This is a genomic window from Pseudodesulfovibrio sp. (genome assembly GCF_028692895.1).
Lineage (GTDB): Bacteria > Desulfobacterota > Desulfovibrionia > Desulfovibrionales > Desulfovibrionaceae > Pseudodesulfovibrio.
In genome coordinates, this window is record NZ_JAQUWN010000016.1 from 13,288 (window position 1) to 37,938 (window position 24,651).

The window sequence follows — 24,651 nt, forward strand, 5'->3', positions numbered from 1 at the left end:
AGGCTTGTACTGCTTCGCCGGTGCCGGGAGCCCGTTCCCGGAAATCCCCCCCCATCAGGAGTTTTCATGTCCCTCAGCATCGGTATCGTCGGCCTGCCCAATGTCGGCAAATCCACCTTGTTCAACGCGCTCACCAAGGCCCAGAACGCCGAGAGCGCCAACTACGCCTTCTGCACCATCGAGCCGAACAAGGCCGTCGTGCCGGTCCCGGACGGCCGCCTCGACGTCCTGGCAGGGCTGGTCAACCCGCAGCGAATCCAGAACTCCACCGTGGACTTCGTGGACATCGCGGGCCTGGTGGCCGGGGCCAGCAAGGGCGAGGGGCTGGGCAACAAGTTCCTGGCCAACATCCGGGAGACCCAGGCCATCCTGCACGTGGTCCGGTGCTTCGACGATGACGACGTCATCCATGTGGCCAACTCCGTCGACCCCCTGCGCGACATCGAGATCATCGAGACCGAGCTGATCCTGGCGGACGTCCAGGTCCTGGAGAACCGCCTGGCCCGGATGGAGAAGATGGTCAAGGGCGACAAGACCCTGGCCCCCAGGATCGAGGGCGCAAAGAAGCTGCTCTCCCACCTGGACCAGGGACTGCCCGCCTCCACCTTCGCCGAGGGGAGCAAGGCCCTGGACGAGCTGCTGGCCGAGCTGCGCCTCATCACCTCCAAGAACGTCATCTACTGCGCCAACGTGGACGAGGCGGGCGTGGCCGGGGACAACAGCTACGTCCGGTCGGTCCGGGCCCTGGCCGAGGAGCGCGGCGCGGAGTTCGTCAAGATTTCCGCCAAGATGGAGGAGGAGCTGGTCGGCCTGGACGACGCGGACTACCAGGACTTCCTCCAGTCCTACGGCATCGAGGAGCCCGGCCTGGACCAGATCATCCGCACCGGCTTCCACACCCTCGGGCTCATCAGCTACTTCACGGCGGGCGAGAAGGAGGTCCGGGCCTGGACCATCCACGACGGGGACAAGGCCCCCCAGGCCGCGGGCGTCATCCACACCGACTTCGAGCGCGGGTTCATCCGCGCCGAGATCATCGGCTACGACCAGTTCGTGAAGTTCGGCTCCGAGTCCAAGTGCCGCGGCGAGGGCGTGCTGCGCGTGGAGGGCAAGGAGTACGTCATGAAGGACGGCGACGTGGTCCACTTCCTGTTCAACGTCTAGATTTCCCCAGCGCACGAAAGAAAGCCCCGGATCGCGAGACCCGGGGCTTTTTCTTTTCATTGCGGCAAAAGCGTGCGCCGCGCCACCTACCAGTCGATGGGCAGGCGGACCTTGCTCCCGGCCTTGTTGGTGAAGAAGACGTGGCCGTGCTCGCGGCCGTAGAGATAGAGGTCGCGGGTCACCGCCACGTCCTGGCGGCAGTATTCGGTGATGAGGTCGAGCCGCCCCTCCTTCCACCACTTGAGGGCCATGAGGCCGTCGGCCGACTTGCCCGCGTCCAGGGTGGCCTGGGCCAGGTTGTCCAGCTTGATCCGGTAGCCCAGCCGGGCCTGGACTTCGCTGAGCAAATCCAGGTTGGGCAGCGAGCGGAAATTGAAGGGGTGCAGGCCGCCGAGCACCGCGTAGTCGAACTTGACGTGGTTGAAGCCGATGACGAGATCAAAGGCCTTGAGGTGGGCCACCAGGTCGCCGATCCGCTCCTGCTCGTAGTCGAACATGGCCCCGCCCTCGGAGTCCCAGAGGCAGGCGATGGACACGCCCATGCGGTCGGCCCGGCCCCAGCCGCCCACCTCGTCGGCGGAGTAGCGGGTCTCGATGTCCAGGACGCCGTAGCGCTTCGGCGCGGGCCGCTTCGCGGGTTCGATGCCGGGCAGGTTGTTCACGTCGATCTCCTTGGGTTCGATGGTGGCGGGGTCGCCCGAGAGGATGCAGCGGAGCACGAACAGGGCGGCCTGCTTGTCGATGGGCCGGTTGCCCGAGCCGCACTTGGGCGAGTGGACGCAGGACGGGCAGCCCAGCTCGCACTCGCAGGTCTCGATGGTCCGCAGGGTGGTGGCCAGCAGCTCGTCCGCCTTCTGGAAGGCCTGGCGGGTCAGCCCGGCCCCGCCCGGCATCCCGTCGTAGATGAACACGGCCGGGCCCTCCACCTGGGGGTGCAGGGGCGTGGAGATGCCGCCCAGGTCGTTGCGGTCGGTCATGACCAGGAGCGGAAGCATTCCGATGGCCGCGTGCTCCACGGCATGGATGCCGCCCATGAAGTGCAGGAACTCCTCCTCGCACCGCCGCCGGATGTCGTGGCCGATCTCGAACCACATCCCCTCGGTCTCGAAGACCAGGGGCGGCAGGTCCAGCGGCTCGATCCCGAGCAGCTTGCCGCCGCGCACGTTGCGCTTCTCGTAGCCCGTGATCCGCTCCGTGACCCGCAGGCGGCCGAAATAGACGCGCGCGCCGAAGCTCGCCTTCTGGCCCAGGACCTCCAGAATCTCGGTGTCCTTGCTCCCGCGCGGCCGGGTGTAGTAGCCCACGCGCCGCCGCTCGGCGTGCACGGCCCCGCCCTCCAGGTCCAGGTCGGTGACGACGTAGGTCCTGCCCCGGTGCAGGTAGACCGCGCCGGGATGGGTCTCGCGAAAGGCCCGGTGCTGGTCCACGGTGCCGATGACCGGGGCCCGGCCCGACCCGTCGCCGCTGTTGTCCTCGATGACCATGGACCGGCCCGCGCCGCGCAGGTCCACGTCGCGGTGCGGCCGCTTCCGGGACGAGACGATCTCGGCCGGGTGGCCCGGCAGGTCGCCCGCCACCTCGCAGAGCAGGCCGCGCGCCACCAGCTCCTCCACCCGCGCGCCCACCTCGGGCTCGCGCAGGAAGGTCTCGCCCCTGCGCAGGGTCAGTTCGGCCGCGGCGCAGATCAGGTGGCTGTCCATGACCACCGGGTTGTACGGGTTGAGCATGGCCGACTCGGCCGGGCGGGCGAAAAAGTCGTCCGGATTGCGCATGAAATACTGGTCCAGCGCGTCCTCCTGGGCCACCAGGGCCACCACGGAGTCGCGCAGGGAGCGCCCCACCCGGCCGCCGCGCTGGAGCGTGGCCATGACCGAGCCGGGGTAGCCGACCATGATGCAGACGTCGAGCCCGCCGATGTCGATGCCGAGCTCCAGGGCCGAGGTGGCGATGACCGCCAGCAGGTCGCCGTCGGACATGCGCGACTCGATCTCGCGCCGCTCCTCGGGCAGGAACCCGGCCCGGTAGGCCGAGATTTTCCCCTTGAACTTGCCGCTCTTCTCCGCCGCCCACAGGGCGATGAGCTCGGTCAGCTTGCGCGACTGGCAGTAGACGATGGTCCGCAGGTCCCGCTTGAGGGCCGAGCGCAGGAGCTGGATGGCGGCCTGGGCGGGCGAGCCCTCGGGATTGACGAAGATCATGTGCCGCCCGCCGCGCGCCGCCCCGCTTGCGAGCACCGGATGCACCTCCAGGCCCGAGAGCATCTGGCACAGCTCCACCGGGTTGCCGATGGTGGCCGAGCAGAAGACGAAGGTCGGCCGCGCGCCGTAGTATTCGCACAGGCGCAGCAGCCGCCGGAAGACCATGGCCATGTGCGAGCCCATGACGCCCCGGTAGGTGTGGACCTCGTCCACCACCACATGGGTCAGGCCGGACAGGAACTCGGCCCAGGCCGCATGGTGCGGCAGCATGGAGAGGTGGACCATCTCCGGGTTCGAGAGGATGACGTTGGGCGGGCTGTTGCGGATCTTGGTCCGGAAATGGGGCGTGGTGTCGCCGTCATAGATGGCGGCCGTGGGCCGGTTCGGGCCGGGCAGCAGAGCGGCCAGCTCGCCAAAGGCCCGGAGCTGGTCCTGGGCCAGGGCCTTGAGCGGAAAGAGGTACAGGGCCTTGGACTCGGGATCGGCCAGACAGCGCTCCATGACCGGGAGGTTGTAGACCAGGGACTTGCCGCTGGCCGTGGGCGTGGCCACCACGACGTGGTGACCGGCGCGGATATGGTTTACGGCCTCGGCCTGATGTGTATATAGATCCTCTATGCCCGACAGAGACAGCGCCCCGGCCAGGGGCGCGGGCCAGGGACGGCGGGGCGCGTCGAGACGCGCGCCCTCCCCTTCGATGAAGCGGTGATGGACCACCTGCGGTCCCAGGCGCTCGCTGTCCAGCAGGGCGGCCACGTATTCGCTGACGGGAATTTCCACTTCGGAATCGTAGTACGGGCCGGAGGGTGAATCAATATAATTGTCCCGGCCCTCCCCGAGGAGCAGCATGGGGCATGCTTACTGCGACGCATCCTGGAGCGAACATGCTTACCGACAAGACTCACGCGCGCATTCTGGTTGTAGACGACTCGAAATCCGTCCGGTTCGCCCTCGAATCCCAGCTCCGCGAGGAAGGGTTCGAGGTCACCGTCGCCTCCGACGGCGAGGAAGGACTCGCCAAGGCCCTGGACCACGACTTCGACCTGGTCATCACCGACCTGGACATGCCCCGCATGGACGGGTTCGAGCTGTGCACCCGGCTCAAATCCGAATTCAAGACCTCCCACATCCCCATCATCATCCTCTCCGCCCGCGACTCCGACGGCAACATCGAGCGCGGGTTCCGCGTGGGCGCGGACGCCTATCTGGCCAAGGGCGACCGCATCGAGGACAAGGTGGACCGCATCAAGGACATCCTGCGCACCAAGAATTTCCTCACCGGCAGCCGCATCCTGATCGCCGACGACTCGCTCTCCGTGCGCCTCTTCCTCCAGGCCGGGCTGGACCGGGAGGGCTTCGTCATCGAGGTGGTCGAAAACGGCCGCCAGGCCCTGGAAAAGCTGGACGAGTTCCAGCCGGACCTGATCCTGACCGACCTGATGATGCCCGAGGTGGACGGCAGCGAGCTGCTCCGCACCGTGACCCGCTCGCGCAAGCATTCCCGCATCCCCGTGGTCATCATGTCCACCGTGAGCGACCGGCCGCTCATGCGCCGCCTCATGCGCGAGGGCGCGGCCACCTTCTTGATCAAGCCCTTCACCATGAACCAACTGGTCATCACCATCGAGGAGCTCTTCTCCACCCGGTTCCGGCTGCTCATGGAGGAGCGGGAGCGGCTGCTCCTGGAGCACCGCCTGACCCTGGCCGCCATCGCCAGCCTGGTCCAGGCCCTGGAGGCGCGCGACTCCCTGACGCGCGGCCACTCCGAACGCGTGGCCCGCATCGCCCAGGGCCTCGGCCAGGAGCTGGGGTTCAGCAAGGACGAGCTGGACCGCCTCCTGCTCATCGGCCAGTTGCACGACCTGGGCAAGATCGGCGTGCGCGACTCGGTGCTGCTCAAGGAAGGCCCCCTCAACCGCGACGAGTTCGAGCACGTCAAGGGCCACTCCAACGTGGTGGCCGACATCCTGCGGCCCATCGAAAGTCTGCACGACATCCTGGAAGTCACCCTCTACCACCACGAGCGGTGGGACGGCACCGGCTACCCCGAGGGGCTCAAGGGCGAGGAAATCCCCTTCCTGGCCCGGCTCGTCTCCGTGGCCGACGTCTACGAGGCCGTGACCAGCGAGCGCCCGCACCGCGATTCCCTGCCGCGCGAGGTCGCCCTGGAGATCATCACCGAGGAGCGCGGCAAGCAGCTCTGCCCCACCTGTGTCGACGCCTTCCTGCGCTGGTACGAACGCACCGACGGCGAGTACGACCTGCCCGAGCAGTTTCGGCAGAGAAGAGGCAAATTCTAGTAGGCCAGCCGCCCCAGGGACTTGAGGATCAACGTGCAGCCCATGGCGAACATGCCCGTGAGGCCCATGCCGCAGGAGAATCCAGCGAGCAGGACCGGGGCGTAGTGCCGCCACTGGGCGCCGTATTTTTTCAGGAAATAGAAGCGGCCCAGAAGCGCGCCGACCACTTCGAGGATCATGCCGTGCGGCGTGGACTGGCCCAGGCCGCGCACCACGCCGTAGACCAGCAGGACCGGCAGCCCCAGCACGTTCAGCACCGAGTACATGACCAGGCCCAGCCCCAGGCCCGAGAGGACCACCGGGGCCGAGAGGGCCTCGAAGAAGAGCGAGTTGCCCTCCAGGGTGGAGGTCTGCATGAGCAGGGAGTTCAGCGCCTGCAAATGCCACAGCTCCTGGGCGAAGGGGTACTCGGGCGACGGGATGGGCGCGAGCTGCCACAGAAACTGCGAGAAGAGCAGGGACGAGACCATGACGATGGGAAAGACCAGGACCTCGGCCTTGATGATGCCGCGCAGGCTCGTGCCGGTCAGTTCGATCTGCCGGAACTGGACCGTGGCCTCGCCGTAGTTGTGGATGGGGATGGGCGCGTACCAGATTTCCAGGCCGTGGTAGCCGAAGAACTTGGCCCCGGCGATGAACGAGAACTCGCGCACCATGGGCAGGGAGACGAACTGCCCCGCCACGCCCTCCATCCGCGCGGTGATGTAGGAGATGACCGGGGTGTAGATGAACCCGTAGAGCACGAAGAAAATCCACGGGAACGACGGCACCAGCCAGACGCAGAAGAGGATGTAGGCGAGCGTCGAAAAGACGTAGATGCCGATGGAGACCCAGAAGTTGATGTCGCCCCGGCCCGCGGGCGGGTTGAACAGGGCCGAGAAGTCCGCGCCCTTGCCGTCCTTGCTGCGCAGGGACTTGACCACGTAGTAGACGCCCACCGCGCCGATGGCCAGCCCCAGCCCGATGCCGAAGCTCATGTAGAAATCGAAGTTGTTGGCGAAGACCGTCTCCACGGTGGCCATGCCCGGATGCCAGCGGTGCAGGATGCCGTGGGCGTAGAGGATCGGGTTGCCGGCGATGGTGATGATAAGCCCCACCAGCCCGCCCATGACCGCCCAGAACGGCAGGACCATGCCCACGAAGACCAGGCCGAGGTCGAACTGGATGCCGGTGGCCACGGCGGGCAGGACGTCCTCGGTGTGCTGGGTCAGCTCGATCCACGGGATCGGGATCAGCCGGATGGGCTCGGTGAAGAGCAGCCCCGAAAGCGCGGGCAGGAGCACGTAGAAGAAGCCGAAGGCCAGGCCGATGACCCCGCCGATGGAGAAGACGCGCCACTTCCACCCGGTTTTCCGGTCCTCGGTGGACTCGGCGAGCGCCATGGTGCCGAGCGCGCCCACGGGAGCCATGGGGAAGGGCAGCTTCTCCACGTCGGAGGTGATCCGGTAGAGCGAGTAGCCCAGGCCGAAATGGTCGATGCGCTGGACTAGCTGCGCGCCGATCAGCAGCAGGATCGGGACCAGCCAGTCCCTGTGCAGGAAGGTCCGCTCCAGGTAGGAGCCGGAGCCCAGCGCCGGGGCCACCCAGTGGGGGATGTACTCGGTCAGGCCGAGCATTCGCGCCGCGTCCGACTGGACGATGTACTGGTTCCAGAGCAATCCCTGGAACGGCGAGGCCAGGGCCGCGCCCGCCATGTAGTAGAGCAGGAAGATCTCCTGCTCCTTGAGCTGGGTGTAGGACCGCTTGGCTATCTCGGCGAAGAGGATGATCGTGACCCAGCGCGCGGCCGGGCCCACGCCCTGGCCGATGACCAGTTGCAGATACATGGAGCCGGGCATCATCAGAAAGCCGATGAAGATGGCCCCGACCACGGTCTTCCAGTCGAAGCCCTCCTCGAAGACCTCCGGCGGCTGCATCAGGTCTCTATATTCTTTCAGTTCCTTATCGTCGTACATCCTGTCCGCCTCCCGCGTCCGGGGGTGAAGGGTGTTTCACATCGCTTCGTTCACATGCGGCCGACCGCGCCGGCCGCCCGTTCCCATCCCCTCCTACAGGGGAAACACGTTGTAGCTCTGGTCGCTGAACAGGCCGATGACCGCGAACACGCCTCCCGCGAGGAAGTCGCCGAGGATCAGGCCGATGAACAGGAACCGGACCTTGTTGAACAGCCGGGTGCCGCCGTAGTGGAGCACCAGGTGGTTGCACAGCCAGCCCAGGAAGAAGGGGAACCAGAGTATCTGCATGCCCGTGGAGTAGCAGGCCAGGTAGCCGAGCGGATGCAGCGGCCACCAGGGAAACTTGTAGTAGCAGAGGATAAGCAGCGCCATGACCACGGCCCCGGCCCCCGCGTAGGTGATGGTCCACTGGTTGGGGCCCACGGGCTGGTCGATGAGCCGCTGGGCCGACTCGTAGTTGGCCAGCACGGTCTGGGTGGCCCAGTCCAGGCCGAGCTCGCGCAGGCCGTACTTGTAGCCCAGGAAGAGCATGGTGGCGAAGGCTGCGGCCAGGGCCAGGACCAGGGAAAGGCCGATGGCCGCCAGGATCAGGCCGCGCCGGTTCGACTGCTGGCGGATGGCCGCGCCGTGGAACAGGGTCGGGGCCACGGCCTCGCGCACGTCGAGAAAGAGGACCTTCTGCATCACGGCGGTGGCGGCCATGCCCGCCGCGCCGAAAAAGCCGGTGCCGAAAAAGCCCATGAGCGCGTCGGACGGGGCGGCGGTGAGGGTGAAGTACGGCAGGCCGCCCTGGCAGACCAGGCGGCTGGTGACGAGCATGGTCACCAGGAAGGCCACGGGCAGGAGCAGCGCGGCCAGGGTGGGCAGGCCGAAGAACCGGCACCAGGCGAAAAGCAGCGCCATGCCGAGGAGGAGCCCCCAGAGCGGCCAGGGCGTGGGCCGCCAGCCGCCGGGCACGCAGTCGAACCGCCCGTCGCCCGGCCGGGGCGGGGCCGCGCATTCGGGCTTGAGGAACCCGAACAGGGTCTGCCTCAGGTGGTGGCGGGCCAGCCAGATGAGGAAAAGAAAGAAGACGATGTAGGAGCCGATGGTCTGCGCGCCCTCGGGCCGGATCAGGTCCGGTCCCAGCGTGGTGCCCAGCGCGGCCTCGGGCAGTTGCCAGCCCATGACGTAGAGCAGGCCGAAGAGCAGGCCCGCGAGGATGTAGAAGCCCCACATGGAGAAGGAAATCTGGCGCGTGGTCAGGAAGGCGAAGCCGATGAAGGCGGGCACGACGTAGAGCTTGAGCTTGTGGAAGCCGGAGAAGAGCCCGAACTTGGGAAAGTAGTTCCCGGCCAGGACCAGGGTCGGAATCTGGGGCACGGACGGATAGTAGAAGTGCAGCCCGTTGAACAGGTGGATCAGCCCGGCCAGGAGCAGGCCGATGATCAGGTAGGAGTTGGACCACCAGGACAGGAACCGCTTCTGGTCCAGGGCCTCGCCCATGAGCATGGGCACGCGCACCAGGGGGAAGAGGACCCGCTCGTTGACCACCCACTGGCGGCCGAAGAGGAGCGTCAGGCAGACCATGACGAAGTAGGAGCCGAGGATGAACACGGCCCAGACCGAGAGCACGGGCAGCCACACCCCCCAGGGGATGCGGGAGAGGACTTCGAACACGCCCAGGTCGCGCCCGCCCTTTATGCCCTGGTAGAACTGGTTCACGGCCTCGGCCGAGGACGGGAACCAGGACGCGGGCAACAACGGCTTCAGGACCTCGGTCCAGCGGTAGGCGTCGCCCGCGAACCGCTCGGGCGCGGTGATGTTGACGAAAAAGGTCTCGGTGAGGCCCGCGTAGCCGATGGTGGTGAAGATGACGCCGATGAGCCAGACCGTGAGCAGCTCGATGCCGGAGAGGAAGGGCGGCCGCCGGGTCAGGCGGGAGGCCAGCGCGTCGAGCACGAACATCCAGGCCACGATGAAGAACGGGGCCAGCGGGAAATGGCCGCCGCCCAGCGGCGTGTTGTGCCCGATGGTGTTGTTCCAGGGCGTGAACACGCACAGGAAAAGGCCGATCGCCAGGCCGATCACCAGGGCGCGCAGGCGGATGCGTCCGTTCATGCCGTCTCCTCCCCGACCAGGCCGGAGGCCAGGGTTTTGAGCTTCCTGTCGGCCTCGCCCGCGTAGTGGGCCACGGCCTCGTCGTCCAGGGAGCGCCAGGCCAGGAGCTGCTTGCGCAGGTCGTTGAGGAAGGTCCGGTTCAGGTTCTCCCAGGCCGTGTGCTCGCCCGCTTCGCGGGTCAGGACGACCTTGACCTGCCGGAACCCGCCGTAGAGGTCGGACGGGCAGAAGACCAGGCGGACTTTCTGGCGCACGCCGAAGTCGAAGGGCGCGAGCCAGGCGCGCAGATCCAGGGTGATGCAGACGTCGTCCGGGAAGACGATGCGCCGGTCGCCACCGGCCAGCTCGTTCTCGTCGATGTCGAGGAACCCGCAGGACATGTCGTCGGTGCAGAAGGCGCCGTGGGACACGTCGTGGTGGGCCAGGTAGTATTCGTTCAGGAAACCGCAGGCCGAGGTCATCTCGTGAACCTTGATGAGGAAGGGCAGGATGACGGTCAGTTGATCGCCGTCGGCCTTGGGCATGGTCCAGGAGCGGTTGACGTCCGGGATGGCGATGCGGGCCGCGACCTTGGCCGGATAGATGGCCGAGACGAGGACCACGCCGATGACCAGGACCATGGCGGCCACGCCCGCGGTGGAGGAATAGTTGGCGGTCATGCCCGCCCAGAGCGGAGTCCCGGCCAGGAAGGCGGCCGAGCCCTGGGCCAGCAGGTAGCCCGCCACCACGGAGATGACCGCGAAGGCCAGGGCCTCGGCGATGAACAGGAAGGCCACGTGAGGCGGGGCCAACCCCACCGAGGTGTAGACCGCGATCTCCGGCTTGCGCTCATAGACCGAGCCTATCATGGTGTTGAGCACGATGAGGATGGAGATGGCCAGCGGAATCAGGATGTTGGCCACGCCCGAGTAGTTGACCGCGTCGTTGGCGAAATAGAGGGAGGTGCCGGTGGACGAGCCCCGGAACAGGAGCATCCCGAAACGGTCGCCCAGCTCGCCCGAGACCTCGGTGAAGCCCGCCTCGGGCTTGATGGCGATAGCCTTGAGCTTGCCCGCGCCGAGCGAGAGGAGCATCTCGGCCGGGACCAGGATGGTCTCGTCGCCGGGGACGTGCTGGTAGCGGGACTGGGTGGAGATGACGTCCTCGCCGTCCTCGATGGCCTCGGCCTCCACGTCCGAGAGCTGGGTGGCGGCCTGGCTGGGGAAGACGATGGGCGTCATGGGCTCGCCGTCCAGGTCCGGGTTGTCACGCAGCCCGTCGTCCGCGAATACGCCGACCAGCTTGAAGGAGAGGCCCCAGACGTCCAGGGTGTCGCGGGCCGGGTCGTCCGGGTCGGCCCCCAGGGCCGCGGCCATGCGCTCGGGCAGGAGGATGGCGAACCGCTCGCCCGGCAGGAACCAGCGGCCCTTGACCAGGATGCGGTCAAGCCCGCTGACCTCGGGCTCCCGCCAGGACAGGCCGACCATGCCGCGCGCCGGGGCCTCCACCCCGGCCAGGGTGACCGGGATGCGCGGGGCGCGCGACTTGTCCGCCGTGATCCCGGTGTCGTACCAGGCCCGGGGCACGACCGCGCCCTTGCCCTCGTAGGCGTTCTCCACCACGGAGAGCGCCTCGGGCGGCACGTCCTGCCAGTTGAAATACTTGAGGAGGCGGCCCGAATAGGTGGCCTTGTCGCTGAACTGGGCCCAGCCCTTCTCGCGCACGGACTTGACCGTGGTGAAGTTCATGATGGTGAAGGTCAGGATGACCAGGGTGACGAAGGTCAGGAAGGTGCGCACCGGCCGCCGCTTGAGGTTGCCCACGCCCAGCACGAAGGCCGCGCCGAAGGCGGCCATGGGGCTGATCCCGGTCAGCTTGACGTGGGCCGAGCGCTTCTGGAGCTCCACCATCTCGCGCTCGAAGCGGAAGAAGATGATGAGCGAGACCAGCAGCGACAGGGCCAGGATGAAGAAGGCCAGGATGACCACCAGGGGCGAATAGGTCAGTTGGAAGGCCGGGTGGACGAAGTAGACGATCCCGATGATGCCGACCAGGAAGCCGAGGAAGGCCCCGATGCGCTTCTTGATGTCCACGAAGGAGAAGAAGAGCCGCTCCATGCAGTAGGCGAAGGGCACGAAGAGGGCCACGTAGAAGAGCACGCCCACCAGGACGTCCTTCTGGGTGCGGTCCACGTCGTTGTAGACGCGGCTGGCCTTGGCCAGGGAGGAGCGCGCCGCCTCCACGAACTTGTCCCACTGCCTGGTCTCGCGGAACTCCCCGGCCCGCCGCAGGTCGTCGTCGCCCTGATGGCGCAGGGCGCGGATGCGCTCGTTGACGATGCCCCGCTCCTCCAGCTTGTCGATGCGCGGGCCGAGCAGGGTCCACATGTCGCGCGCGGCCCGGTACTCGGTCAGCGGGATGACCGGCCACTGCCGGGCGATGAAGCCGAGCCCCTGGGGGTGCTTCCTGTCCGCGTTGAGCAGCAGGACCTTCTTGTCGAGCACGGTGTCGGACAGGGTCAGCTTGATGGGCACGTCCGGCTCCAGGAACAGGGTGCCCAGGGTGGAGCGCCGGGTGTCCATGCGGCTGTACCAGTAGCTGACCGGCGGGGCCTCGGTCCGGCCGTCGATGAGGGTGGGCCGGTAGAGGAACTTGAAGGTGCGCGGGTCGAAGAGGTCGAAGAGCGTGGTCTGGGTGCAGGAGAAGAGGATCAGGTCCGTGGCCTGGACCTTGCGGCTCAGCTTGACGCGGTAGGCGTCCTTGCCGGTCTTGGGCTTGTCGATGGCCCAGTCGGCCAGGCCGCTCAGGTCATTGAACTTGAAGGCCTCGACCACCGCCTTGTGGTAGCTGACCTTCTTGCCCGCCAGGCCGGGAATGCGGAAGTTGCCCGCCGTGTCCACCATGCCGTAGTTGAGCGTCTGCCACTGGAAGGCCAGGACCACCATGCCCGTGCCCGGCCGGTCCGGGAAGACCTCGCCCTTGCGCAGCAGGTTGGCCCGCCCCTCAAGGGTGACGAAGTTGTTCTGGGCCCGCTCGCCCGGGTCCTCCAGCGGCCGGTCGGCCAGGGCCGCGAGCAGCTCGCCCACCAGGCGCGACTGTTTTTTTACGAAGTCGAAGTTCACGCGGCCGGGCTTGTCGTAGGGCGTGCCCCAGGCGGGGCGCAGGTCGTGGACCGTGGCCAGGGTCATGCCCGCGAACCCGGCCAGGGCCATGGGCTCGCCGCCCAGCTCGGGCCGGTCGGGCAGGTAGGACTGCCAGGCGCGCTTGCCGGGCCGCAGGGTGTCCTGGAAGAGGTCGGCCTCGGCCGCGCGCCTGTCGCGCAGCCCCTTGACCGCCGCCTTCATGACCGTGTCCAGGGGCCGGAAAAAGGCGGTGCGGTTCACCGAGGGCTTGAGGTCGTTGAGCCACCCCTTGTCGAAGCCGCCCACACCGTCGCCGTGGCTGGAAAGATAGAGGGAGACGTGGGCCGCCACGGACCGCTCGCCCAGGGCGTCGCGCAGGTCGCGGGCAGTCTGGACGTCCTTCAACTGGCCCGCCGCGTCCTCCAGGATCTCGGCCTGGTGAAGCTCCGCCGGGCCCACGAACCCGCGCAGGGCCTCGCGTTCCGCGTCCGAGAGCGGGAAGTCGGCGGTGGTGGAGCCGATCCAGTTGAGCCGCTTGAGCCCGATGCGCCGGTCGGCCAGCCGCTTGATGCGCGCGTCGCGCTCCGCCTCGCTCGGGGGGGCCATGCCCATGGCCCGGCTCATGCCCATGCCCATTTCGTGGCCGGACATGCCGACGCCCATGCCGGCCCCCATGGACTCCATGCCGGGCGTCATCAGGCGCAGGCGCATCAGCTCGCCCGTCATGTCGTCCTCGGCGTTGCGCACCACGACCTTGAAGGCCGCCTTGAGCAGGGCGCGGTCCTTTTCGTCGGCCAGGAAGCCGGGCGAGAAGGGATCGGGCGAGCGCAGCATCTCCAGGGTGCGCAGGGCGTCGGCCTTGCGCGCCTTCAGGTCGTTGCGCCGCTCCTTGAGCAGCTTGCCCTTGGTGACCAGGGCCCAGGCGAACTCGCGCATGCCCGCCTGGGCGCGCGCCTTGCCCGCCGAGGCCACCAGGAGCACGGACCGGCGGGGCGGGTTCTTCGCGAAGGACGCGGCCGCGTCCAGGAGCGTGGCGATGGAGACCGCCTCGTCCGCGCCCGGGGCCTCGCCCGCCACCAGGGAGGTGGCGTCGTAAAAGGCCTCGGCGACGAGGGTCTGGCCGGAAAGATCGGGGTCCGAGCCCGGGACCATGCAGTAGACGTTGTCCGCCCGGACGTTGCGCCAGGCCGAGCCCGAGGCGAGCCGGGCCGCGCCCAGGGCGCGGGGCGTCGCGCTCCCCTCTCCCCGGCCCAGCAGCTCTGCGGCCTGCGCGTCCGGCATCCAGAACAGGGGCAGGTCCACAGGGGTCAGCTCGAACTTGGCGTCGAAGAGCGGCCGGGGGGCCGGCCCGCCGTCGCCCCCCGCGCCCACGAAGATGATGGCGCGGGCCCCGAGCATGGCCGCGTTGTTCCAGTTCTTGCCCGAGTCCATGTCCATGAGGACCACGGCGTCCTGGACGTCCATGCCGTTGAAGTCGGCCACTCGCCCCTGGCCCGCGTAGAGCAGCGGGCCCTCCATGCCCGGCGGGGGCACGGCCCCCGGCGAGAGGGCGTTGGCCCGCAGTTGCCTCAGCGGCATCTCGCGGCCGGAACCGGCCAGGGTCAGGGACGCCCCGGTCCGGACCGTGGCCGGGACGTGGAAGGACTGCCGCCCGACGGCCGCGTCCGGAAAGAGGCGGCGGAACTCGGCCTCCACCATGTCGGCGGCCTTGGCCGCTCCCTCGGCGCCCACGGAGCGGTCGCCCAGGGCGGCCAGGCGGCGCAGGAAGTCCGCGCCGTCCGCGCGGGCGGGCGCGGGAACGGTGAGGATGGCGGCCAGAAGGCAGGCCGCGAGGAGCGGGAGGACCAGCCGACGCATCATGCGCTACGCCCCGCCCGGCTCCTGTTTGCGGCCGGTGAGCTTCTCGCCGATGCCGCCGATGGTGATGTTCAGCTCCTCGCGCCGCTCCACCCGGTCGACCATGCCGTCGCGCACCCAGACCACGCGGTCGGACACGTTGAGCATCTTGTAGTCATGGGTGGCGGAGATGATGGTCACCCCGCGCTCGGACGAAAGTTTCTGCAGCAGCTCGATGATCTCCTCGCCGGTGGAGAGGTCGAGGTTGCCGGTGGGCTCGTCGGCCAGGATGATGGCCGGGTCGTTGGCCAGGGAGCGGGCCACGGCCACGCGCTGCTGCTGGCCGCCGGAAAGCTCCAGGGGCTTGTGCTGGAACCGCTTGCCCAGCCCCACCAGCTTGAGCAGCTCGATGCCCTTCTCCTGGGCGTCGTCCCCGTTCATGCCCGCGAAGGTCATGGGCAGGGTCACGTTCTCCAGGGCGGTCATGACCGGGATGAGATTGAAGGTCTGGAAGATGTAGCCGATCTTGCGGTTGCGCAGCCAGGCCAGCTCGTAGGCGTCGAGCTGGGAGATGTCCACCTCGTCGATGAAGACCTTGCCCTCGGTGGGCTTGTCCAGGCCGCCGATCATGTTGAAGAGCGTGGACTTGCCCGAGCCCGAGGGGCCCATGATGGACACGTATTCGCCCGCGTATATCTCCAGGTCCACGCCCTTGAGGGCCTCCAGGGTCTGGGAGCCCATGGTGAAGGTCTTGCGGACCCCGATGACGCGGACGATGGTGCGTTTTTCTTCGGTCATGTCGTTATCCGGATGCCGCGCCCGCCGGAAAAGTTCCCGGCGCGGCCGCGATGCTTCCTGTTTTTCCTCAGTGTTCCGAACGAATGGCCTTGATGGGTTCCATGCGGGCCGCCAGCCAGGCCGGATAGAGCACGCCCACCAGGCTGAGCGCGCAGCCGCCGAGCACGGCCAGCCCCACCGACTCCAGGACCGAGCCGACGGGAACCTCGGCCAGGACCCCGGACCCGAAGCGGACCGCGCCCACCAGGAACGAGAAGAGCGCGCCGAGCACCGCTCCCATGAAGGCCCCTGCCAGCCCCTGCATCCCCGCCTCCAGCAGGAAGAGCTTGAGGATCATGGAGTCCAGCGCGCCCAGGCACTTCATGACCCCGATCTCGGGAAAGCGCTCGGTGACGGACATGAGCTGGGCGTTGACGATGCCCACGGTGCAGACCAGGAGCGAGAGGATGACGATCCACCGTTCCTTGGCCGACATGGCCACCGCGCCGCCCGCCAGGTCCACGTCGTACCCGGCCTGGGAAAGGGCCCGGACCGCGTCCCGCCCGCCGTGCTCCAGCAGCCCGGCCGCGATGTCCAGGTTGACCAGGACGAAGGCCAGGAAGGAGACGGCCAGCACCAGGCTGGACACGGTTATCATGGAGCGGAAAAAGCGCACGCGCAACGACTTGAAGCTGATCTCCAGGGACTTGGAGAACGGCAGTGTGATGAGGCGGCCTGGCCCCCCCTCGGGCCTGTCCAGAACGGCGCCGGATCGGCTCATACTTTCCCCCACGGACTAACCGGCTGGAATTTCACATTGTCGTCAGACTAAGCCAGCGGCCGCCTCCTGACAAGCCAAAACATGGGGAAACCGAATACATTTGCGGACTCGTCACCCGGCCGCGAGACCGGGGGCCGGGACCGGCTCAGGCCCGGTCCAGGCGCAGGAGCTCCGGCCCTCCCGGCCCGGCCGCGGCGGCCAGGCAGCGGTCCAGGAAGGCGAAGGCCGCGTCGTTCATGCGCTGGTGGTGGAGCATGACTCCCACGCGTCCCCCGTCCACGGCCCGCTCGAACTCCATGAGCAGACGGCCGAGCCCCTCGGCCGGGTCGGGCTCGCGCCGGGTGTGCAGGTCCACGTTGATGGGGATGTCCGGCAGGCCGGGCGGGAGCGGGACCTTTTCGTCCTCCCCGGACGAACGGGACACGGCCGTGAACCCGAGGTCCATGAGGATCGGGCCCACGCGGGGGTCGATCCGGTTCCAGGGCGGGGTGAACACGGGCCGGAAGGCGTCGCCCATGATCGCGGCCAGCCGGTCGCGGCCGCGCGTCAGGTCGGCGCGCAGCTCGTCGTCCGTCCGGTCCGGGCCGAACTCGCTCTTCTTGCCCTCGGCCTGGTGGTTCAGGTGCCGCCAGCCGTGCTGGTGCCAGCACCACAGGTCGTCCTCCCCGGCCCAGGCCCGGAGCACTTCCCAACGCGCCGGGGTGAGCCAGGCCGGGGTGGCGGCCAGGTGGAGCGGCACGGAGCGCTCCCGGAAGGCGTCGAGCATGCGGCGGCAGTTGCCGCCGGGCGCGCCCAGGTCGTCGGCGCGGAAAAAGACGGGAACGGGCGAGCCGGACAGGATCTCGGCCGCGCGGCCCGCGGCCCGGTCCAGCTCGGCCCCGGAGGCCAGCCAGCAGGGGGAGACGGTGTTCTTGACGATCATGGCGGTTCACGCAATAGCACCGGCGCGGCCGCAACGCAAAGGGAGGATTCGCGAATTTCCGGCCCGGCCGATTCCGCCGCCCCCCGCCCGCGTCCTCTCCGGGACCGGGTCTGCGGCCGGGATGTCGCCGGGCGTGCAATTCACCCTTTGAAGGCCGGGCGGGGTTGGTGTATACCCCAAGTCTCCCGGCGGCGGCAAAGGCCGCCCTCCCCGACAACGACCTTCATCAAGCGAGATACTTGCATGTCCCACGGCTTCACCAGGATCAGGACCCTCGATATTCCGGAAATGGCCTCCACGGCCCACGTCTACCGGCACGACAAGACCGGCGCGCGCGTGCTCTCCATCGTCAACGAGGACGAGAACAAGGTCTTCGGCATCTCCTTCCGCACCCCGCCCGAGGACTCCACGGGCGTGGCCCACATCCTGGAGCACTCGGTGCTCTGCGGATCGGACAAGTACCCGGTCCGGGAGCCCTTCGTGGAGCTGCTCAAGGGGTCGCTCCAGACCTTCCTCAACGCCCTGACCTTTCCGGACAAGACCTGCTACCCGGTGGCCAGCGCCAACGTCCAGGACTTCTACAACCTCGTGGACGTCTACCTGGACGCGGTCTTCCACCCCCGGCTGACCGAGAACACCCTGCGCCAGGAGGGCTGGCACTACGAGCTGGAGGCCGAGGACAAGCCCCTGACCTTCAAGGGCGTGGTCTACAATGAGATGAAGGGGGCCTATTCCTCGCCCGACTCCCTGCTCTACGACCGCGTCCAGCAGTCGCTCTTCCCCGGCCACACCTACGGCATCGACTCCGGCGGCGACCCCGAGGTCATCCCGGACCTGACCTTTGAAAAGTTCATGGCCTTCCACCGCGACCACTACCACCCGTCCAACGCCTACGCCTATTTCTACGGCGACGACGACCCGGACCAGCGGCTGGCCATCCTGGACGAGGCCTTCTCCGCCTACGAGCCCATCGACGTGGCCGGGACGCGCGTCCCGCTCATGGAGCGGTTTTCCGAGGCGGCCGTGGTCCGCGCGGGCTACCCGGCCTCGGGCAACCTGCAAAAGGCCATGTTCACGGTCAACTGGCTGCTGGCCGAGACCTGCGACCCCAACCTGAACCTGGCCCTGCACGTCCTGGAGCACATCCTGATCGGCCTGCCCTCCTCCCCGCTCAAGAAGGCACTGACCGACTCCGGCCTGGGCGACGACCTTGCGGGCGTGGGGCTGGAGGCGGACATGCGCCAGATGTTCTTCTCCGTGGGCCTCAAGGGCATCCACCCGTCCAACGCGGTCAAGGTGGAGTCCATCATCTTCCACACCGTCAAGGAGCTGGTGGAGAACGGCATCGACGCGGCGGACATCGAGGCCGCCGTCAACTCCGTGGAGTTCTCCCTGCGCGAGAACAACACCGGCTCCTACCCGCGCGGCCTCTCGCTCATGTTCCAGGCCCTCTCGACCTGGATCTACGACGCCGAGGACCGCGAGGGCGACCCCCTGGTCCTGCTCCCCTTCGAGGAGCCGCTGAACAACATCAAGGCCTGGGTCAAGAACGGCGAAAAAATCTTCGAGGAGCTGCTGGCCCGCCTCTTCCTGCACAACCCGCACCGGACCACCGTGCTCCTGGAGCCGGACCGCAAGCTCCCGGCCGAGATCGCCGGGCGCGAACGCGACCGCCTGGCCGAGGCCAAGCAGGGCATGGACGCGGCGGCCCTGAAGCGGGTCATGGCCGAGGCGGCCGAGCTGAACCGGCTCCAGGGCGAGCCCGACGCGCCCGAGGCCCTGGCCACCATCCCCCGCCTCTCCGTGGCCGACCTGGACCGCGAGAACCGGATCATCCCCACCGAAACGACCGAGGCCGGGGGCGCGCCCGCGCTCCTGCACGACCTGCCCACCAACGGCATCGGCTACGTGGACCTGGCCTTCGACCTCTCGCCCCTGCCCGACGCGCTCCTGCCTTACGTCGGCATCTTCGGCCGCGCCCTGACCGAGACCGGCACGGACAAGCGCGGCTTCGTGGACCTCTCCCAATGGATCGCCCGCACCTCGGGCGGCATCTGGGCCCAGCCCATGACCGCCCCGGTCCTCGACTCGCCCGAGGCCGCCGCCCGGCTCATCGTCCGGGCCAAGGCCACGGCCGACAAGTTCGAGGAGACCGGCGAGATCCTGGGCGAAATCCTGGCCGGGGCCAAGCTGGACGACAAGGAGCGCATCGGCCGCATCGTGGCCGAGGCGCGCGCCCGCGCCGAGCAGCGGCTGGTCCCCTCGGGCCACCAGGTGGTGGCCACCCGGCTGCGCGCCCGCACCCACCGCGCCCACGCCATGGAGGAGGCCATGTCCGGCCTGACCAACCTCCGCTTCCTGCGCGAGCTGGAAAAACGCGTGGACACCGACTTCCGCAACGTGGCCAAGGACCTGGAGCGCATCCGCGCCCTGCTCCTGGTCCGCTCCGGCCTGCTGGTCAACGCCACCATGGACCGCCACCTGTTCAAGAAGGCCGAGCCCGTGCTCGCCGCCCTGGCCGCCGGGCTGCCCGAAGGCGGCGCCGCCCCGGCCGACCGCGCCGCGCCCGGCTTCCCGGCCCGCGAGGGGCTGGCCATTCCGGCCCAGGTCAACTACGTGGGCAAGGGCGTCAGCCTGGCCGGACGCGGCGTCGCCCTGTCCGGCGCGGCCCTGTGCGTCAACAAGCTGATCCGCACCGGCTATCTCTGGGAAAAGGTCCGCGTCCAAGGCGGGGCCTACGGCGCGTTCTGCCTGCTGGACCGCGTGGCCGGGGCCCTGGCCTTCGTCTCCTACCGCGACCCCAACGTGGCCGCCACGGTCACGGCCTTCGACCGCTGCGCCGACTACCTGGCGAGGATCGAGCCCGACGCGGACGAACTGGAAAAGGCGATCATCGGGGCCATCGGCGAGATGGACCAGTACCAACTGCCCGACGCCAAGGGCTACACGGCCCTGGTCCGCCACCTGACCGGCCAGGACGACGCCTACCTCCAGCGGGTGCGCGAGGAGGCCTTCGGCCTGTCCACGGCGGACTTCCGGGCCTTCGCCGAGGCCGTGCGCGCCTGCGCGGACCACGGCGACATCTGCGTGCTGGGCGACTTCCTGGCCATGGAGAACGCCGGGCTGGACCTCGACATCGCCCAGGTCCTCTAACCGACATCAACTCCCCCGGCGCGGGCCCGGCCCGTCCGCCGGGGGAGTTTTCGCCCTCCTGACCCGACCGGCCCGAAAGACCGTGGCGTACGCTCGGAGAACCGCAAGCCGGAGCGTTTTCGGGGAGTGGCGGGGAGTCAAGGACCGCATCGCCGCCCTGCGCCGCCGGGCCGTGGAGCCGGTCATAAACGGCCAAGCCCTGAACGACAGCCACAATTTCAAGGGCATCGAGTCCGTGCGCAAGCACGAGGACGGCGAGATGCCGATCCACGGCGACGCCGGTCTGCCGGGGCAGGTCTTCTTCGGCATCCTGGACAACGGGGCCCAGGCCATGGCGGAGCCATCCGCTTCATCTCGCACACCGGCCAAGGAGCCCGCTTCACCATCGCCCTCCCCGCAGACGGCTGAAAAGCGGCGGTCCGCCGCGTTGCTGCGCGCGCGGCTGGCCCTCGCGTACGGGGGGTACGCTTCGGTCCCGATGCGCCGCGCCCGATCCTTTGCAATCCTGGCCCCTTCTGCTACAACGGGGCTGCCCGTTCACTCAACCAGGCTTCCGACATGAAAATTGCGGTCATCGGCGGCTTCGCGCCGTCCCTTCTCACCTTTCGCGGCCCGCTGCTCCGGCGGCTGGTCGGGCTGGGCCACGAGGTCCATGCCCTGGCGCCGGCCCACCTCCCGGACGTGTCGCCGCGCCTGGAGGCCATGGGCGTGGACTATTCCATGTATCCCCTGGCCCGGCGGGGCATGAACCCCCTGGCCGACATCGGCACCCTGCTCCACCTCAAGCAGGTCCTGTTCCGCATCCGGCCGGACCTGATCCTCTCCTACGGCTTCAAGCCCGTGGTCTACGGCTCCCTGGCCGCGCGCATGGCCTGGGTCGGGCAGAAAAAGCGCGTCTACGGGCTCGTCACCGGCCTGGGCTACGCCTTCACCCGCGACGCGGGCCTGAAGCGCCGCCTCCTCTTCGGCCTGGCCAAGGGGATGTACCGCGCGGGCCTCAAGTCCTGCGACGGCGTCATCTTCCAGAACCCGGACGACCGCGCCTTCTTCGAACAGCTCGGCGTGCTGCCCGTGAACGGCCGGACCACAGTGGTCCCCGGCTCGGGCGTGGACCTGGCGGAATTCGCCCCGGCCCCGCAGCCCGCCGCGCCGGTCTTCCTCTGCCTGGCCCGGCTGGTCCGCTCCAAGGGCGTGGCCCAGTTCGCCGAGGCCGCCGCGCGGCTCAAGGAAAGATATCCCGAGGCCTCCTTCCGCCTGGCCGGGCCCCCGGAGGAGGGCGGCGACGCCGTCACCCCGGCCGAGATCGCGGACTGGAAGGCGCGCGGGGCCCTGGAGGTCCTGGACGCCGTGGACGACGTCCGGCCGCTCATCGCCGCCGCCTCCGCCTACGTGCTGCCCAGCTATTACCGCGAGGGCGTGCCCCGCTCCATCCTGGAGGCCCTGGCCATGGGCCGGGCCGTGGTCACCACCGACGCGCCGGGCTGCCGCGAAACCGTGGTCCCGGGCGAGAACGGCTTCCTGGTCCCGCCCAAAGACGCGGACGCGCTGGCGACGGCCATGGAGCGGCTCATCGTCGAGCCCGGCCTGGCCCGGCGCATGGGCCAGGCCAGCCGCCGCATGGCCGAGGAAAAATTCGACGTGGACAAGGTCAACGACGCCATGCTGGCCTTCATGGGGCTGCAATGAAGCGGCTCCTGGACCTCCTCCTGGCCGGCGCGGCCCTGCTCCTGCTCTGGCCCGTGCTCCTGCTCGTCGCCCTGCTGGTGCGGATCAAGCTGGGCTCCCCGGTTCTCTTCCGCCAGACCCGGCCCGGCCTGGGCGGACGGCCCTTCCAGATCGTCAAGTTCCGGACCATGCGCGACGCCGCGGGCCCGGACGGCCGCCCCCTGCCCGACGCCGAGCGGCTGACCCGCTTCGGCCGCTTCCTGCGCGCCTCCTCCCTGGACGAGTTGCCCGAGCTCCTCAACGTGCTCAAGGGCGACATGTCCCTGGTGGGTCCGCGCCCGCTGCTCGTCCAGTACCTGGAGCGCTACTCCCCGCGCCAGGCCCGCCGCCACGAGGTCCGGCCCGGCATCACCGGCTGGGCCCAGGTCAACGGCCGCAACGCCATCACCTGGGAGGAAAAATTCGAACTCGACGTCTGGTATGTGGAGCACCGATCGGTTATGCTCGACTTGAGAATCCTCTGGCTGACCATCGCCTCGGTCCTTCGACGCGAGGGCGTCAGCCAGCCCGGCCACGCCACCATGGAGGAATTCATGGGCAGTCAGGCGCGGCCCGAACGCGACAGCAAAGGAGGAACCCAGTGAACGTCTCCCGCATCCTGCTTCCCGTGGACGGCTCCCGCCCGTCCGACGCGGCCACGGACATGGCCATCTCCATCGCCCAGGACGCCGGGGCCGCCGTGATCCTGCTGCACGTCCGCCGCCCCGTGCCCACCGGCCTGGGCGAGCCCAACGCGGGCCAGCTTCTGACCCTCCTCACCGACGGGGCCGAGGCCGTCATCATGCACTACCGGGGCCGCCTCCAGGCCGCCGGGGTGGACTTCACCGAGCTGGTGGTGGGCGGCGACGTGGGCGAGACCATCGTCACCGTGGCCGGGGCCGAAAAGTGCGAGCTCATCGTCATGGGCTCCAAGGGCAAGTCCGACCTCGAAGGGCTCATCCTCGGCTCCGCCACCCACAAGGTCCTGCACGCCACCCCGCTGCCCGTGCTGGTGGTGAAATAGGACGGCTACAGCGGCGCGGGCGCGAAGGGCGGCTGCGCCGGTTCCGGGTCCCGGCTTGACGCCTTTCGCCCCGAGTTTTCCCCTTTCCGTCACAAAAGGCCGGACATTTCTGTTGATCCCGGCCCGGTCGAACGGGTAACACGAAGGCATATCGACGCCAGCAAAAGGCGACCACGCCTGTTTTTGGCCGCGGCCCCGCCCCGGCGGCGCGCGCGGCCCCGTGCTCACCACATCCAAACCGGAGGAAACCTATGAGCATTCCCGTTTTCAACTGCAAGAACGCCGACGATGTGATGAAGGCGGTCAAGGACTATGACGTCAGCTTCATCCAGTACTGGTTCGTGGACATCCTGGGCACCCTGAAAAGCTTCCAGATCACCCCCAACGAGCTGGAGGCGTCCTTCGAGGAGGGCATGGGCTTCGACGGCTCCTCCATCCTCGGCTTCTGCCGCATCGACGAGTCCGACATGGTGGCCATGCCCGACCCGACCACCTTCCAGATCTGCTCCTGGCGGCCCATGGACCGGCCCGTGGCGCGCATGTTCTGCGACGTGGTCAACCCGGACGGCACGCCCTTCGAGGCCGACTCCCGCTACGTGCTGAAGAAGGTCCTGGCCCAGGCCGCCGAGAAGGGCTTCACCTTCTACGTCGGCCCCGAGCTGGAGTTCTTCCTCTTCGCCGACGACCAGGACACCGAGGTCCTCGACGCGGGCGGCTACTTCGACGCCCCGCCGCTCGACCTGGGCAACAACATCCGGCGCGACATCATCTTCGCCCTCACCGCCATGGGCATCCAGGTGGAATACTCCCACCACGAGGTGGCCCTGTCCCAGCACGAGTGCGACGTGCGCTACCTGGAAGGCATGCGGGTGGCCGACACGGCCATGACCTACCGCGTGGTGGTCAAGGAGACCGCGCGCAAGCACGGCTGCTACGCCACCTTCATGCCCAAGCCCATCTTCGGCCAAAACGGCTCCGGCATGCACGTCCACCAGTCGCTCTTCAAGAACGGCCGCAACGTCTTCTACGACGCCTCCGACGAGTACCACCTCTCGGCCGAGGGCAAGGCCTACATCGCGGGCATCCTGCGCCACGCGCCCGATTTCGCGGCCGTGACCAACCAGTGGGTCAACTCCTACAAGCGGCTGGTCCCCGGCTACGAGGCCCCGGTCTACATCGCCTGGGCCCGGCGCAACCGCTCCGCCCTGGTCCGCGTGCCCATGTACAAGCCCGGCAAGGAGGCCGCCACCCGCATGGAGCTGCGCTGCCCGGACCCGGCCGCCAACCCCTACCTCGCCTTCGCGGTCCAGCTCGCCTCGGGCCTCAAGGGCATGGAGGAGAACTACGTCCTGGCCGACCCGGTGGAGGAGGACATCTTCTCCATGAACGACCGCACCCTGAAGCGGAACAAGATCCGCTCCCTGCCCGGCTCGCTCTACGAGGCCACCCAGAACCTGCGCAAGTCCCGCTTCATGCGCGACGTCCTGGGCGAACACCTGCACACCGCCCTGGTCGAGAACAAGCTCGCCGAATGGGACGAGTACCGCACCCAGGTCACCGAGTACGAACTGGACAAGTACCTGCCCATCCTCTAACCCGGCGCCCCGCAAGGGGTTCCCGAAGAACGACAGGGGCG

15 protein-coding genes are annotated in these 24,651 nt (G+C 68.5%); 8 read left to right on the forward strand and 7 right to left on the reverse strand.

All coding sequences use genetic code 11. The features are described from left to right. Window positions 1-66 precede the first annotated feature (66 nt). Window positions 67-1,164: a redox-regulated ATPase YchF gene (gene ychF, locus PHP91_RS05880; RefSeq protein WP_300138267.1), complete on the forward strand. Its 1,098-nt coding sequence runs from the start codon at window positions 67-69 to the stop codon at window positions 1,162-1,164. 86 nt (window positions 1,165-1,250) lie between these two features. Here the strand turns inward: ychF and PHP91_RS05885 are convergent, their stop codons facing one another. Further along, window positions 1,251-4,142 (reverse strand): DEAD/DEAH box helicase, encoded by a 2,892-nt coding sequence (locus PHP91_RS05885; RefSeq protein ID WP_300138359.1) that lies wholly within the window; start codon window positions 4,140-4,142, stop codon window positions 1,251-1,253. 104 nt (window positions 4,143-4,246) lie between these two features. On the opposite strand from PHP91_RS05885, the gene PHP91_RS05890 reads away from it, so the two are divergent. Further along, window positions 4,247-5,662 (forward strand): response regulator, encoded by a 1,416-nt coding sequence (locus PHP91_RS05890; RefSeq protein ID WP_300138270.1) that lies wholly within the window; start codon window positions 4,247-4,249, stop codon window positions 5,660-5,662. Here PHP91_RS05890 and PHP91_RS05895 read toward each other — a convergent pair. The 6 genes from PHP91_RS05895 to PHP91_RS05920 form a co-directional block, all read right to left on the reverse strand. Further along, window positions 5,659-7,617 (reverse strand): peptide transporter, encoded by a 1,959-nt coding sequence (locus PHP91_RS05895; protein ID WP_300138273.1) that lies wholly within the window; start codon window positions 7,615-7,617, stop codon window positions 5,659-5,661. The genes PHP91_RS05890 and PHP91_RS05895 overlap by 4 nt on opposite strands. Window positions 7,618-7,710: 93 nt before the next feature. Continuing rightward, complete coding sequence (locus tag PHP91_RS05900) at window positions 7,711-9,717, reverse strand: DUF6785 family protein (RefSeq protein WP_300138275.1); 2,007 nt, start codon at window positions 9,715-9,717, stop codon at window positions 7,711-7,713. Beyond that, on the reverse strand, window positions 9,714-14,678 hold the full coding sequence (locus tag PHP91_RS05905) for an FtsX-like permease family protein (protein WP_300138277.1): 4,965 nt from the start codon (window positions 14,676-14,678) through the stop codon (window positions 9,714-9,716). Before PHP91_RS05905 ends, PHP91_RS05900 begins: the two co-directional genes overlap by 4 nt. A gap of 3 nt (window positions 14,679-14,681) precedes the next feature. Continuing rightward, the gene (locus PHP91_RS05910; RefSeq protein WP_300138281.1) at window positions 14,682-15,452 is read right to left on the reverse strand and encodes an ABC transporter ATP-binding protein; all 771 of its coding nucleotides are present in this window, start codon (window positions 15,450-15,452) and stop codon (window positions 14,682-14,684) included. 67 nt (window positions 15,453-15,519) lie between these two features. Beyond that, on the reverse strand, window positions 15,520-16,212 hold the full coding sequence (locus tag PHP91_RS05915; protein ID WP_300138284.1) for an FtsX-like permease family protein: 693 nt from the start codon (window positions 16,210-16,212) through the stop codon (window positions 15,520-15,522). A gap of 145 nt (window positions 16,213-16,357) precedes the next feature. Further along, window positions 16,358-17,134: a polysaccharide deacetylase family protein gene (locus PHP91_RS05920; protein ID WP_300138287.1), complete on the reverse strand. Its 777-nt coding sequence runs from the start codon at window positions 17,132-17,134 to the stop codon at window positions 16,358-16,360. Window positions 17,135-17,377: 243 nt separating this feature from the next. Between PHP91_RS05920 and PHP91_RS05925 the strand changes: the two genes are divergently transcribed. The 6 genes from PHP91_RS05925 (at window position 17,378) to PHP91_RS05950 (ending at window position 24,610) form a co-directional block, all read left to right on the forward strand. Next, on the forward strand, window positions 17,378-20,287 hold the full coding sequence (locus tag PHP91_RS05925; protein ID WP_300138290.1) for an insulinase family protein: 2,910 nt from the start codon (window positions 17,378-17,380) through the stop codon (window positions 20,285-20,287). A gap of 82 nt (window positions 20,288-20,369) precedes the next feature. After that, complete coding sequence (locus PHP91_RS05930) at window positions 20,370-20,849, forward strand: hypothetical protein (protein ID WP_300138293.1); 480 nt, start codon at window positions 20,370-20,372, stop codon at window positions 20,847-20,849. Then, a complete protein-coding gene (locus tag PHP91_RS05935; protein WP_300138296.1) occupies window positions 20,846-21,973 on the forward strand; it encodes a glycosyltransferase family 4 protein in 1,128 nt (375 codons plus the stop codon). The genes PHP91_RS05930 and PHP91_RS05935 overlap by 4 nt, the downstream gene beginning before the upstream one ends. Beyond that, a complete protein-coding gene (locus tag PHP91_RS05940; protein WP_300138299.1) occupies window positions 21,970-22,596 on the forward strand; it encodes a sugar transferase in 627 nt (208 codons plus the stop codon). Before PHP91_RS05935 ends, PHP91_RS05940 begins: the two co-directional genes overlap by 4 nt. Beyond that, window positions 22,593-23,015: a universal stress protein gene (locus tag PHP91_RS05945; protein WP_300138302.1), complete on the forward strand. Its 423-nt coding sequence runs from the start codon at window positions 22,593-22,595 to the stop codon at window positions 23,013-23,015. Before PHP91_RS05940 ends, PHP91_RS05945 begins: the two co-directional genes overlap by 4 nt. A gap of 251 nt (window positions 23,016-23,266) precedes the next feature. After that, the gene (locus PHP91_RS05950; RefSeq protein WP_300138305.1) at window positions 23,267-24,610 is read left to right on the forward strand and encodes a glutamine synthetase family protein; all 1,344 of its coding nucleotides are present in this window, start codon (window positions 23,267-23,269) and stop codon (window positions 24,608-24,610) included. The last annotated feature ends 41 nt before the right edge of the window (window positions 24,611-24,651 follow it).

Excerpts from the sequence above, each read along its gene's own strand:
- ychF (WP_300138267.1), top strand. The coding sequence starts at position 67 with ATGTCCCTCAGCATCGGTATCGTCGGCCTGCCCAATGTCGGCAAATCC.
- PHP91_RS05890 (WP_300138270.1), top strand. The coding sequence starts at position 4,247 with ATGCTTACCGACAAGACTCACGCGCGCATTCTGGTTGTAGACGACTCG.
- PHP91_RS05895 (WP_300138273.1), bottom strand. The coding sequence starts at position 7,617 with ATGTACGACGATAAGGAACTGAAAGAATATAGAGACCTGATGCAGCCG.
- PHP91_RS05900 (WP_300138275.1), bottom strand. The coding sequence starts at position 9,717 with ATGAACGGACGCATCCGCCTGCGCGCCCTGGTGATCGGCCTGGCGATC.
- PHP91_RS05905 (WP_300138277.1), bottom strand. The coding sequence starts at position 14,678 with ATGATGCGTCGGCTGGTCCTCCCGCTCCTCGCGGCCTGCCTTCTGGCC.
- PHP91_RS05910 (WP_300138281.1), bottom strand. The coding sequence starts at position 15,452 with ATGACCGAAGAAAAACGCACCATCGTCCGCGTCATCGGGGTCCGCAAG.
- PHP91_RS05915 (WP_300138284.1), bottom strand. The coding sequence starts at position 16,212 with ATGAGCCGATCCGGCGCCGTTCTGGACAGGCCCGAGGGGGGGCCAGGC.
- PHP91_RS05920 (WP_300138287.1), bottom strand. The coding sequence starts at position 17,134 with ATGATCGTCAAGAACACCGTCTCCCCCTGCTGGCTGGCCTCCGGGGCC.
- PHP91_RS05925 (WP_300138290.1), top strand. The coding sequence starts at position 17,378 with ATGTCCCACGGCTTCACCAGGATCAGGACCCTCGATATTCCGGAAATG.
- PHP91_RS05935 (WP_300138296.1), top strand. The coding sequence starts at position 20,846 with ATGAAAATTGCGGTCATCGGCGGCTTCGCGCCGTCCCTTCTCACCTTT.
- PHP91_RS05940 (WP_300138299.1), top strand. The coding sequence starts at position 21,970 with ATGAAGCGGCTCCTGGACCTCCTCCTGGCCGGCGCGGCCCTGCTCCTG.
- PHP91_RS05950 (WP_300138305.1), top strand. The coding sequence starts at position 23,267 with ATGAGCATTCCCGTTTTCAACTGCAAGAACGCCGACGATGTGATGAAG.